Origin of the sequence: Pectobacterium brasiliense (assembly GCF_016950255.1) — a bacterium.
Classification (GTDB): Bacteria; Pseudomonadota; Gammaproteobacteria; order Enterobacterales; family Enterobacteriaceae; genus Pectobacterium; species Pectobacterium brasiliense.
In genome coordinates, this window is the sequence record NZ_JACGFN010000002.1 from 430,736 (window position 1) to 442,426 (window position 11,691).

An 11,691-nucleotide genomic window follows, 5' to 3' on the forward strand; every position below is an offset into this window, starting at 1 on the left:
ATACGCATTGTTTATCATTATACGATAATAATTATCAAACTCATTACACTGATAACTTCATCACATTGATAAATTGTGAATTAGGATCGCCACCATGTTAAGAAAATCAGTAAGATCGCTCTTTCTGACCGCACTCCTCACCACCCCGCTTTTCAGCTACGCCACCCAATATCCTCTTACCGTCACCGATTTCGACGGGAGAAGTGTCACCATTAAACAAGAGCCACAGCGCATCATTCTGCAAGATGGGCGCGATATTATGACGATGGCATTGCTTGACCGCGATAATCCCTTTCAGCGTCTGGTCGCCTGGAACAATCTGGCGAAAAAGCAGGACACCGCAACCTGGGATATGCTGAAAGGGAAATGGCCTCAATCCGTTGGTATTCTGGATATGGGCTTCAGTGACAAAGGTAACGTCGATCTGGAAAGCGTGCTGTCAAAACAGCCGGACCTGATGATTGCCCAGTTGCGTGCCAAAGCGGCATTGACGGAAAGCGGCGTGATAGACAAACTCAGCGCGCTGAATATTCCAGTTCTGTTCGTCGATTATGAAGTGAATCCCGCTAAGGATACGGCCCCCAGTATCGACCTGTTGGGCAAAGTGCTGAACCGTGAAGCCAATGCCAAAGCCTATACGGACTTTTATCGTCAACACTTCGATGCCATTCAGCAGAAAACCGCAGCAGTAACGCCGAAACCCAGCGTATTTATCGAAGCTATCGCCGGCAACTCCGACTCCTGCTGCTTCACTCACGGTCACAATGGCTGGGGCGGACTGATTGAAGCCGTCGGCGCGAAAAATATCGGTTCTGATTTGCTGCCGGGTGCATCAGGCTTTGTCTCGCTGGAAAAAATTATCAGCATGAAGCCCGATGCCTACATTATGACAGGCTCTAAACGTGGCAACAGTCAGGTCCTGCCGTTAGGCTATGGTGCCAGCGTAGAAGACGTTCGCAATCAGGCCGCTACGCTGCTAAATCGCACGGGTATCAGTCAGATTCCAGCGGTTCAGGCGAAACACGTTTACGGCGTTTACCACCATTTCTACAACCATCCCTACAACATTGTCGGTATGGAATATCTGGCCAAGGATATTTATCCTCAGGCCTTTACCAGCCTGAATCCTGACGATACGTATCGTTATATCATTCAGAATTTTACCTCGCTGCCTGACAGTGACTTTATCTTTGCCTGGAAACAAGGTGAGTAATTTTTAATGAGTACAACCACTGAACCGGGTATCCGCAATAATGCCGCGGATGCCAACACCATTATGGACAACTATCGCGGCATCATTCGACGCCGCGTGGGTGTGATGGCGATACTGCTGTTGATCATCATCGGCTCGTTGTTGCTGGATTTCACGATGGGGCCTTCAGGGCTGACACTTGATGTGCTTTGGCAGACGCTGACCGATCCGGCCAGCGCCGATGCGGGTACGCGCGTGATCGTCTGGGATATTCGTCTGCCTTACGCGCTGATGGCTATCGTGGTCGGGCTGGCGCTTGGTCTGGCCGGTGCAGAAATGCAGACGATCCTGAACAACCCGTTGGCCAGCCCGTTTACGCTCGGCGTTTCTTCCGCCGCTGCGTTCGGTGCTGCGCTGGCTATCGTCCTCGGTATCGGCATCCCCGGTATTCCGGCTCAGTGGTTTATCTCCGCAAACGCCTTTATCTTTGCACTGCTGGCAGCGTTGCTGCTTGATGGCATTACGCGCTGGACGCAGGTTGCCACCTCCGGCGTCGTGCTGTTCGGTATCGCGCTGGTGTTCACCTTCAACGCGCTGGTTTCCATGCTCCAGTTCATCGCCAACGAAGACACGCTGCAAGGTCTGGTGTTCTGGACGATGGGCAGCCTGGCCCGTGCCTCGTGGGAAAAACTGGGCATTCTGCTGCTGGTGCTCGTCATCGTGATGCCAATTTCACTGATGAGCTCATGGAAACTGACCGCGCTACGGTTGGGTGAAGATCGCGCCGTGAGCTTTGGCATTAACGTCCGCCGCCTGCGTTTGGCGACGCTGCTGCGCATCAGTATTTTATCCGCCATTTCCGTCGCGTTTGTCGGTCCAATCGGCTTTATCGGTCTGGTTGCTCCGCATATCGCACGCATGATTTTCGGTGAAGATCACCGCTTCTATCTGCCTGCCAGTGCGTTAACTGGCGCGCTGGTGCTGTCGATGGCATCCGTTGCCTCGAAAAATCTCATCCCCGGCGTCATTATCCCGGTCGGGATCGTCACCTCACTGGTTGGCGTTCCCTTCTTCCTGAGTATTATCCTGCGCCACAGAGGAAACGTATGAACCAGCAAACCGCTTCTGGATTACGCCTTTCCCACTTTCGCGCGGGTTACCCCAAGCGTCAGGTGATTCGCGATCTGTCCGTACCACAGCTGCCGCGCGGAAAAATTACCGTGCTGCTCGGCCCTAACGGCAGCGGTAAATCAACGCTGTTGCGTGCAATGGCAGGTCTGAACGCGTCCGAAGGCGAACTGTGGTTGGATGACACCAACCTGATGGCGTTACCTTTTGCTCAACGAGCGGAAAAAGTCGTTTATCTGCCGCAATCGCTGCCTGCGGGCGTTCACCTGCACGTGCTGGAATCGATTATCGTCGCACAGCGCGCATCCGGCGGCATGCACAACGCCGAAAAGCAGGATGAAGTGATGAACCTGCTGCGTCAGTTGGGCATTGAACATCTGGCGTTGAGCTATCTCGATCAGCTCTCCGGCGGGCAGAAACAGCTGGTGGGGTTAGCGCAATCGCTGATCCGTCAACCTTCGCTGCTCCTGCTTGACGAACCGCTCAGCGCGCTGGATCTGAACTATCAGTTCCACGTGATGGATTTGGTACGCAAGGAAACGCGTAAGCGCAACATCATCACCATCGTGGTAGTGCATGACATCAATATCGCGCTACGCCATGGCGACCACGTATTGATGCTGCAAAACGGTAATTTGATTGCCAATGGCGCACCGGCCGAGGTGATTAGCCCTGAAAGCCTGTCAGCGGTCTATGGCGTACGCGGGCGCATCGAGCGCTGTTCGCAGGGCGTGCCGCAGGTGATTATCGACGGGCTGGTCAGCGAACCGACCATCTAAGCTTTTCTCTGTACGAATAGACGGTGAGTTCCCTCACCGTCTTCCTTACCTTATCAAACGCGACGACGCTGATTCACCGCACCAGAGCCATTCATACCGAACATCCACCTTACGTTGCCGCTATTCAGCACAAACGCGCAGAGGCAAGCCCATCACGCATGTTCGTCAGCATGTTCTCAAACAGACGCAATGCCAAACCCACGCTGTTGACGTTGTAGTAGAGCGCCGCGTCATAATGCTTCAGATAATGTTCAAACTCTGGTTTATCGAGCAGTTTATAGATTGCTGTAAATCGCAAAATAAGGTGGCTGCAATTATTGAGATAGAGATCAAGCGTGCGGTAATCGCTTTTCATTAGCTGAGTAAGCAAGGCGGTCATATGCTCGAATTCTGTCAGTAGCGACGCATAATCCCCCAGATTTTCCGCACTGTGCTCAATCGATTCCATACCGTCCTCTCCCTTGGCTTTCGCCGCTGGTCAATCGAACCTATAGCCGCATGCCGCCTGACTGCGCAGCATACGGCACGATAGATTAGAAACGCTGCCAGTCCGCTTCATCCGGAGCAATGACACCTTTTTTCCTCACGGGAGAAAGGCGCGGCGCGGACACTCCAGGTAGCGCGGATGCAGAAGCGGAGGCAAACGCCAGAGGGGTAACCTGGCCCACAATGAATTGCCCAACCAGTTGGCTCAACGTACTTGCCTGTTCCTGCAACGACTGCGACGCCGCAGACGCCTCTTCCACCAATGAGGCATTTTGCTGAGTCACATCATCCATCTGGTTAACAGCCTGATGCACCTGGCTGATACCCTGGCTTTGCTCCTCAGTCGCCGCCGCGATTTCATTGACTAAATCCGTCACCTGCTGGATCGCATCTTTCATCGCCGACATGTTTTTCCCTACGTCGCTGGCTTGATCCACACCCGCCGACACCAGCGAGTTTGAGGCATCAATCAAGTCCTTGATTTCGCGCGCCGCCGTAGATGACCGCTGTGCCAGCGTGCGCACTTCTCCCGCAACCACCGCAAAACCGCGCCCCTGTTCGCCGGCACGCGCCGCTTCCACCGCCGCATTCAGGGCGAGGATATTGGTCTGAAACGCGATACCTTCGATGAGCGCAATGATCTCGGTGATCTTGCCTGAGCTCGTGCGAATGTGTTCCATCGTATTCAGCATCGTATTGACGGAATCCGCGCTATTGATGGAGATCTTGCTGGCATTTACCGCCAGCAGGCTCGCCTGCTGCGTGTTCTCCGCGTTCTGGCGCACCGTCTCACTGATTTCCGTCATACTGGCCGCCGTTTGTTCCAGCGAAGCAGCCTGTTCCTCGGTTCGGGATGACAGATCTTCATTCCCCGCTGCAATCTGCGTCGCCGCGCTGCTCACCGACTGCGATGACGCACTCACCGAAGCCAGCGCTGAGGATACCCGCTGCATCAGGCTGTTAAAGGCGCGGGCGGTATTTCCCACTTCATCCTTGCGTCGATCGTCCGCTTGAATCGTCAGGTCGAGATGGGTACTAACGCTTTCCATCGTCTGACTCATGTTATTCAAACTTTTTCTAATGCCCAGAATGGTTCTCACCGCGAAAAAGCCGATCAGCAAGACGATCAACAACGTGCCGGACAACAGGCCAAACCACGTTTGTTCATAGATCCGTTGATTCATCTGACGCAGGTCATCGCCAATCTTGATATTAAGATCAAACTGTTTGCGATAGTTGGCGATCAAATTACGTACGGCCTCACCTGGCCCTCCCATGCCCTGGAGAAGGCCAAGCGCAGTGTCATTTTGATTTGCACGTGATGCATTCAAAAAAGCAGGCAGTGAAGCCTGCAATTTTCCGATGAGATCGATCGCTTTGTTTGTCAGTTGAAGATCTTCTTCGCTCGAGATGTCATTTTTCAGGTAATACTCATTGAGCGCCTTCAACTCTTCGATGGTTTTAGTGATGTCCTGCTCGATCGCAGGCAGCTTACGATCGTCATCCGTGGTCTGATGACGATACAAAAAAAGCACCAGCGAGTTGCTTTTATCCACCAGACTATTTAAATCTTTAATGCTCGGAATCGCATTATCCTGAACATATTCAAAACGAGACTGGAACCCTGATAACAATGATAAAGTAACAATAACTAATGTGATAAGCGCCAGCGACATTAGCGAAAACGTCAACAGCAGGCGTTGCGTGATATTCATAACCGCTCCATTTTTTGAATTTTTATACCGTATTTTTTTCCTGATTCCGGTATGTCGAATAAATCGAATTTCCCTCCATACGTGGCATTTTTCATAGAATCAGACATACCTTCACCACGTTCAATTATCGCCACAGAAGCGAACAGCTTGATAGCATCGATCATTAAAAACATTTAATAATCTCAAAACAATAGCCAAAAACTATCAAAGTAAGATAATCGATCGTCATAAACATCCATCGATCCTGCAACAAATTAACTGGAAGAGAATGGGTTACGGAAAATCCTTCATCAGCCATATTGCGATGAACGGCAGATATATTTTTCTATTATTTGTCAGGCGATAAAGTCGGTGAAAAAAGCACAAAAAAAAGCACTGACCGATGAGGTTCAGTGCTTTTTTATTATCTGGTTTACTGCATTATCTGGCTTATTGCCTGATGGCGTTATTTCTTCGCAGGCAGCGTGACCCAGTAGCCTGGCTGATAAGGTAGCGGCAGGAACTTCTCATGGAAGGTACGGAACGTTGCATCAGGATCGATATCCTTGAACAGTTCCGGGTGCATCCATTTTGCCAAGACCTGAATCGCCACAAACTGATACGGGCTATCATAGAACTGATGCCAGATTGCATGGGCGTTGCCATCGGTTGCTACCGGCAGCGTTTTAAATGCTGAGCGTTCCATCAGTTTTTGCAGGCGTTGTAGCGCTTCTTTCTGATCGGCTCCCGGTCCAACGCCAACCCAGCCATTTGCCGTGTTGTAGTTTTTCCAGTTAGCTCCAGTCACCACCACCACATCCGGGCGAGAGCTGATAATCTGCTCTGGGTTCAGCGTACCAAACGTGCCGGGAATGATGTTCTTGGCAATGTTGTCACCGCCAGCAACCTCAACCATGCGGCCAAAGTTTTCATCACCGAATGACATGCAGCACTCTTCGTCATAACCGCCCGCACGGTCGATCATCACTTTCGGGCGTGGCCCCTGATAGTTCTTCAACCGATCGGTGACGAGCTCAATCTGCTCACGACGGAACTTAATAATCTCTTCCGCACGCTGTGGTTTGCCAACCAACTGGCCCATGATGTGAATGCTTTTCTCAGCGTTCTCAAACGGCTTCTCACGGAAATCGATAAACACCACTGGAATCCCCAGCGAATTGAGTTTCTCGATCAATTTGCCTTCATCCGTTGCCGCTTTTGACTCCAGATTCATCAGCACCAAATCCGGCTTCAGCGTCAATGCCTGCTCGACGTTGAAGGTGCCGTCTTTCGCTCCACCAAAGGTCGGCAGCTTTTTGATTTCCGGGTATTGTTTTTCATAAGCCATATAGCCGTCGTAATCCGCTTTTGGCAGATCGTCACGCCAGCCAACCACGCGCTGGAACGGAGCCTCGGTATCAAAGGCAGCCAGCAGATAAATCTGTCGACCTTCCCCGAGGATAATCCGCTTCACTTCGGATTTGATTTCTACTTTCCTGCCACTAACGTCTTCAATAACAATCGGGTTAGCGCTGGCAACAACGCTCGCACTCAACCCCAACAGAACAACGACTGAAAACAGCCATTTCTTCATTATTATTCCCTTCTGCGATTATGGTTATGAATGATAATAGTTATCATTATTGAAATGATATCCTGCCGTGATTATCGGAAGCAATGGGTTTTTAGCGCAGCGTTAATAAAAGGTAAAATTAGCCGGAGAATGGCCGAATACCGCCCATCATTGCGGGCTGTGCACTGAGGTAAAGCAGAACGCCGGAGCCAACCAAAATCAGCCCGCCAGCAAACGCCAGAAGAGAAAACGTCGCACGCTGCCACATGGGCGAGGCACGGTTTGCACCTAAGCGCTCAACCACGCGACGGCAGTAAAAAACCAACACGGCCAGCGCCGAGATCGTGATCGCCGTTCCGGCAGCCATCACCAGCGCAGAGGCTACGCCCCACCAATACACGCCGATCACTTTAGAGAAAAGCAGCACCAGAATAGCACCTGAACACGGGCGCATGCCCATCGCCAGCACAATCATCAGACGTGTGCGCCAACGGCTATCGCGCTCAAGTTCCTCATTGCTGGGGAGATGGCGGTGTCCGCAGCCGCAGTCGGCATCGTGCTGATGAGAAGAGGAAAGCGCAGGCGCCGGGCGAAGCACCATACGTCTATCGGTTGGTACGTTAAACTGGGTTACGTGAGAAGGCGTTACGTGCAAAGGCGTTACACGCAAAATCGTCGCCGGTTTAGGCTGCCGCACGACGGCGATATACAGCTGTTTCAACGCACGGAAACAGAGCAGCAGTCCCAGCCCCGCCACCAGCACGAAGCTCCCCTTTTCCATCCAGAAACTGCTGTTATGCAACGTTCGACTAGACAGCTGCAAGATCCCTAATACTACGGTCACCAGCGCCACCGCCATCAGCCCCTGAACCAGCGACGCGGCAAGCGTCAACTTCAGGCTGCTTTTCAGCTTCGACGGGTGTGTCGCCAGATAGGTCATGATGACGACTTTACCGTGCCCAGGTCCGACGGCATGAAGCACGCCATAGACCAGACTGAACATCATCAGACTCAGCCCCGCTTGATGCGGTTGCTGTTCCACCATCTGCAACAGGTGCGACATCTGCTGATGCAGCGATTTCTGCCAGATCGCGCTTTGCAGCACGATTTGCGGCCAGTATCCCACGATGTAATGCAGCGCCCAGGCCAGCAGCGCCAAGAACAGCCACAATGGCCACAGGTCACGCAATCGACTCAACAACGAGCGCTGACGCGGCAGTGAGCCGAGGTTCACTGACATTGCAACGTCACCCGCTGTGCAAACTGTTTGCCCAGCTCCATGTCTTCATCCGGCGCATCGTTCTTATCCAGCGACAGCGCATAGGATTGCAGTTCAGCGTTGGGTTCCGGCGTGACGAGCGAGGTTTTACAACGTGAAGCCAGCGCAGGCGCCAGCGTAACGGCCTTATCGTTCTGGTAGGACATATCGACAAAGTAGGTAGGATCGTAAGTAGAAATCAGCAAAGGCTTACCGGCCAGCGGCTGTGGATGCGCCAGCGGCAGCACAAACTCCAGTACCGCCTGATTGCCTTTGCGAGAAAGGTGATATTCGGTTGGCATCGGCGCATATTTCACGGGCTGACCATCACGATAAATATCGGTGAAATAATGTTGCCCTAACACATTCGCCATGACTTCCGCCGCCAGCTTTTTCCAGACTTCAGAGTCCTTCTTCGCCTTCCCGGCGTCATACAACAGGTCGGCAGACGTGATGGGATCCATCGTCCACAGCATACGTAAACCGGTGATGTTGTCGTTCTGGCTCTCAACTGTCGTCTGCATATCAATAAAACTGTGTGGGTGAGCGAAAACGGGCTGGCCGAACGCCAGACCTGTCATCAGCAACGTTATCTGTCCGGACCACCGTTTCAAAGCGTTATAATGTAACATTATTTTTACCACACTACGTTATCTTGACAATATGCGCCATGACTTAGGCCTTCTCAACTACAGCATGGTGACTGACAGAAGGCCGAATAAACAGGGCCGGAACCGCCAACAGTGCCATCACCCAGAACGTGCCGCCCTGCAAGTGTTCAAACAGGAAACCGGACACCATCGTCATCACCGCGATACTTCCGCCCATCGCCAGCGCGGAGTACACCGCCTGTAACCGCAGGATGTCACCACCGGTACGTGCAGCGATAAAGCGCATGGCAGCCAGATGGCACACGGTGAAGGTTCCACAGTGCAATATCTGTATCACAATCAGCCACGGCAGAGCCACCGTCGCGCCCATCAAGCCCCAGCGCACCACGCCGCATACGGCAGAAAGCAGCAAAAGCTGTCTGGCACTCCAGCGTCGAAACAGGCGCTGGCTAAAGGTAAAGATGACAATCTCCGCGACCACACCTAACGACCAGAGATAGCCAATAATCGAGGCGGAATAGCCCGAATCCTGCCAATAAATGACGCTGAAACCATAGTAAGCCGCGTGTGCACCTTGCAGCAGCGACACGCAAAGCAGGAAACGCCATACCGCGGGTTCGGTTAGCAATCGTTTCCACGGCGTGACGCTAACCGACTGCGCTGTCGATGTTGCGGCTTGCGGCATCACGCTGGGGCGAAGCAGCATACCTAACAGCATGACAGCCAGCCCGGCGCTGAGGATTGCCAGAATCGCGGGGTGTCCCCAGATTGCGACCAGTTCCCCCGTCGCCGCAGAAGCAATGACAAACGCGATCGAACCCCAGACGCGTACCTTGCCGTAATCCATCACGACCTGACGCTGCCATGTCGCAGCTAATGCATCAGTCAGCGGCACCAGCGGCGCAAAAAACAGGTTAAACCCGATCATCACGATCATCAGCCACAGCCAGGCATTCCCCAGCCAGAAACCAACAGCCAGCGCCAGTGACAGCAACGCTAGCCCACGTAACACCGTAATTAATTTGGACGGATCTTTCACGCTGGGCGTGATGACCAGACTGCCGACGAAGCGCGCCACCAGCCCCGCGCCCAGCAACATGCCGATCGACTCAGCGGACAGCCCCTCGCCTTTCAGCCACCCGCCCCAAAACGGCAGGAAAACGCCATAGCAAAAAAAGTAGGTGAAATAGCTCAGCGCCAACCAGCGCGTCGATTGCAAAACCATGATTCCTCCCTTTCGATGACAAACTCCCCTAGCTTCGGCACTTTTTTACTGGCTACTCTTTTTTGCCGGTTACTGTGTCAGAGTGCACACGGCGGTGCAACGCGTTATTCATCATTAAACGTGAACGGAGATAATGTCCTGATCGACAGACATAAAAAATTGTCGGATGAAGTTTTTAACGTTGCGTCAGCAACGGTCCATAAAGGTGGCAGTAAGGGATGGCAAGCCATAAAAAAACGTAGGGAACGTTTTTCAACGTCGCTTGCGACGGCCCGCAGGGTGGCGGCCAGAGATGGCTGCCATAAAAAACGCCAGCACTCAGGCTGGCGTTTAGGAAGTGTTCCGACAGTGATGTCAGAGAAAATGCCGAATTATGCGTAAACCGGGAAGCGGGCGCAGATATCCAGAACTTTCTGTTTCACGCGTTCAATGGTCGCTTCGTCGTTGATGTTGTCCAACACATCACAGATCCAGCCAGCCAGTTCACGTACTTCCGCTTCTTTAAAGCCGCGACGGGTTGCCGCTGGGGTACCGATACGGATACCGGAAGTCACAAACGGGCTCTTCGGATCGTTAGGCACGCTGTTTTTGTTCACGGTGATGTTGGCACGGCCCAGCGCAGCATCAGCTTCTTTACCAGTCAGATTTTTGCTCACCAGATCCAGCAGGAACAGGTGGTTGCTGGTTCCACCAGACACCACGTTGAACCCACGTGACAGGAAGACTTCAACCATTGCTTTGGCGTTTTTCGCGACTTGCTGCTGGTAAACCTTGAATTCAGGCTCCATCGCTTCTTTCAGCGCAACCGCTTTACCCGCGATAACGTGCATCAACGGACCACCCTGACCACCAGGGAATACCGCAGAATTCAGTTTTTTGTACAGCTCTTCGTCGCCGCCTTTCGCCAGAATCAGGCCACCGCGTGGGCCAGCCAGCGTTTTGTGCGTGGTGGTGGTCACGATGTGAGCATGAGGAACCGGGTTAGGGTAAACATCCGCGGCGATCAGACCGGCAACGTGCGCCATATCGACAAACAGGTAAGCACCGATGCTGTCAGCGATTTCACGCATCTTCGCCCAGTCAACCACGCCAGAGTAAGCAGAGAAACCGCCGACGATCATTTTTGGCTTGTGCGTACGCGCCAGTTCAGCCATTTCGTCGTAGTCGATCTTGCCGCTTTCGTCGATGCCGTAAGGAATAACGTTATACAGTTTACCTGACAGGTTAACCGGAGAACCGTGCGTCAGGTGACCACCGTGTGCCAGGTTCATACCCAGAATGGTGTCGCCCGGCTGCAGCAGCGCGGTGTAAACGGCAAAGTTAGCCTGAGAGCCGGAGTGCGGCTGAACGTTGGCATAATCTGCACCGAACAGCGCTTTCGCACGATCGATAGCCAGTTGCTCAACGATGTCCACATACTCACAGCCGCCGTAGTAACGCTTGCCTGGATAACCTTCAGCATACTTGTTCGTCAGCTGAGACCCTTGAGCCTGCATAACGCGTGGGCTGGTGTAGTTTTCTGACGCAATCAGTTCAATGTGCTCTTCCTGACGCACCACTTCTTGCTCCATTGCTTGCCACAGGTCGGCATCATAATCGGCAATGTTCATTTCACGCTTTAACATCCGGATCTCCTGACTCAGCTAACATAAATATACTGGGAATTAATGACCCATTTGGGAATTGGGCTACCCTTTTGGGGAATGGCGTATAGTGTAAACCGTTTTTCCCTAATGAAGATAGGT

The 11,691-nt window shown here is 52.7% G+C and carries 11 protein-coding genes; 3 read left to right on the forward strand and 8 right to left on the reverse strand.

What is annotated here, in order from left to right; genetic code table 11:
- Positions 1–94: 94 nt before the first annotated feature.
- Genes H4F65_RS16545 through H4F65_RS16555 form a run of 3 tightly spaced genes read left to right on the forward strand, consistent with a single transcriptional unit; the run spans position 95 to position 3,099 of the window.
- Positions 95–1,213 (forward strand): ABC transporter substrate-binding protein, encoded by a 1,119-nt coding sequence (locus H4F65_RS16545; protein ID WP_010280092.1) that lies wholly within the window; start codon positions 95–97, stop codon positions 1,211–1,213.
- Positions 1,214–1,219: 6 nt separating this feature from the next.
- Positions 1,220–2,302 carry a FecCD family ABC transporter permease gene (locus H4F65_RS16550; RefSeq protein WP_010280093.1) on the forward strand — a complete coding sequence of 361 codons (1,083 nt, stop codon included), beginning with the start codon at positions 1,220–1,222 and terminating at the stop codon, positions 2,300–2,302.
- Positions 2,299–3,099: an ABC transporter ATP-binding protein gene (locus H4F65_RS16555; RefSeq protein ID WP_010280094.1), complete on the forward strand. Its 801-nt coding sequence runs from the start codon at positions 2,299–2,301 to the stop codon at positions 3,097–3,099. Before H4F65_RS16550 ends, H4F65_RS16555 begins: the two co-directional genes overlap by 4 nt.
- 124 nt (positions 3,100–3,223) lie before the next feature.
- Here the strand turns inward: H4F65_RS16555 and H4F65_RS16560 are convergent, their stop codons facing one another.
- The 8 genes from H4F65_RS16560 to glyA all read right to left on the reverse strand — a co-directional run bounded on the left by H4F65_RS16560 (position 3,224) and on the right by glyA (position 11,571).
- Positions 3,224–3,547 (reverse strand): hypothetical protein, encoded by a 324-nt coding sequence (locus H4F65_RS16560; RefSeq protein WP_010280096.1) that lies wholly within the window; start codon positions 3,545–3,547, stop codon positions 3,224–3,226.
- Between the two features lie 85 nt (positions 3,548–3,632).
- Complete coding sequence (locus tag H4F65_RS16565; RefSeq protein WP_010280098.1) at positions 3,633–5,300, reverse strand: methyl-accepting chemotaxis protein; 1,668 nt, start codon at positions 5,298–5,300, stop codon at positions 3,633–3,635.
- Positions 5,297–5,473 carry a hypothetical protein gene (locus tag H4F65_RS16570; RefSeq protein ID WP_167740029.1) on the reverse strand — a complete coding sequence of 59 codons (177 nt, stop codon included), beginning with the start codon at positions 5,471–5,473 and terminating at the stop codon, positions 5,297–5,299. Before H4F65_RS16570 ends, H4F65_RS16565 begins: the two co-directional genes overlap by 4 nt.
- 272 nt (positions 5,474–5,745) lie before the next feature.
- On the reverse strand, positions 5,746–6,873 hold the full coding sequence (locus H4F65_RS16575; RefSeq protein ID WP_010280100.1) for an ABC transporter substrate-binding protein: 1,128 nt from the start codon (positions 6,871–6,873) through the stop codon (positions 5,746–5,748).
- 118 nt (positions 6,874–6,991) lie between these two features.
- The gene (locus H4F65_RS16580) at positions 6,992–8,092 is read right to left on the reverse strand and encodes a nickel/cobalt transporter (RefSeq protein ID WP_010280102.1); all 1,101 of its coding nucleotides are present in this window, start codon (positions 8,090–8,092) and stop codon (positions 6,992–6,994) included.
- Positions 8,083–8,742, reverse strand: coding sequence for a DUF1007 family protein (locus H4F65_RS16585; RefSeq protein WP_010280104.1), 660 nt, complete (start codon positions 8,740–8,742; stop codon positions 8,083–8,085). The genes H4F65_RS16580 and H4F65_RS16585 overlap by 10 nt, the downstream gene beginning before the upstream one ends.
- A 43-nt stretch (positions 8,743–8,785) precedes the next feature.
- Positions 8,786–9,946 (reverse strand): 3-phenylpropionate MFS transporter, encoded by a 1,161-nt coding sequence (locus H4F65_RS16590; protein ID WP_010280105.1) that lies wholly within the window; start codon positions 9,944–9,946, stop codon positions 8,786–8,788.
- Between the two features lie 371 nt (positions 9,947–10,317).
- Positions 10,318–11,571 (reverse strand): serine hydroxymethyltransferase, encoded by a 1,254-nt coding sequence (glyA, locus tag H4F65_RS16595; RefSeq protein ID WP_010280106.1) that lies wholly within the window; start codon positions 11,569–11,571, stop codon positions 10,318–10,320.
- Positions 11,572–11,691: the final 120 nt, after the last annotated feature.

Excerpts from the sequence above, each read along its gene's own strand:
- H4F65_RS16545 (WP_010280092.1), top strand. The coding sequence starts at position 95 with ATGTTAAGAAAATCAGTAAGATCGCTCTTTCTGACCGCACTCCTCACC.
- H4F65_RS16550 (WP_010280093.1), top strand. The coding sequence starts at position 1,220 with ATGAGTACAACCACTGAACCGGGTATCCGCAATAATGCCGCGGATGCC.
- H4F65_RS16555 (WP_010280094.1), top strand. The coding sequence starts at position 2,299 with ATGAACCAGCAAACCGCTTCTGGATTACGCCTTTCCCACTTTCGCGCG.
- H4F65_RS16560 (WP_010280096.1), bottom strand. The coding sequence starts at position 3,547 with ATGGAATCGATTGAGCACAGTGCGGAAAATCTGGGGGATTATGCGTCG.
- H4F65_RS16565 (WP_010280098.1), bottom strand. The coding sequence starts at position 5,300 with ATGAATATCACGCAACGCCTGCTGTTGACGTTTTCGCTAATGTCGCTG.
- H4F65_RS16570 (WP_167740029.1), bottom strand. The coding sequence starts at position 5,473 with ATGTTTTTAATGATCGATGCTATCAAGCTGTTCGCTTCTGTGGCGATA.
- H4F65_RS16575 (WP_010280100.1), bottom strand. The coding sequence starts at position 6,873 with ATGAAGAAATGGCTGTTTTCAGTCGTTGTTCTGTTGGGGTTGAGTGCG.
- H4F65_RS16580 (WP_010280102.1), bottom strand. The coding sequence starts at position 8,092 with ATGTCAGTGAACCTCGGCTCACTGCCGCGTCAGCGCTCGTTGTTGAGT.
- H4F65_RS16585 (WP_010280104.1), bottom strand. The coding sequence starts at position 8,742 with ATGTTACATTATAACGCTTTGAAACGGTGGTCCGGACAGATAACGTTG.
- H4F65_RS16590 (WP_010280105.1), bottom strand. The coding sequence starts at position 9,946 with ATGGTTTTGCAATCGACGCGCTGGTTGGCGCTGAGCTATTTCACCTAC.
- glyA (WP_010280106.1), bottom strand. The coding sequence starts at position 11,571 with ATGTTAAAGCGTGAAATGAACATTGCCGATTATGATGCCGACCTGTGG.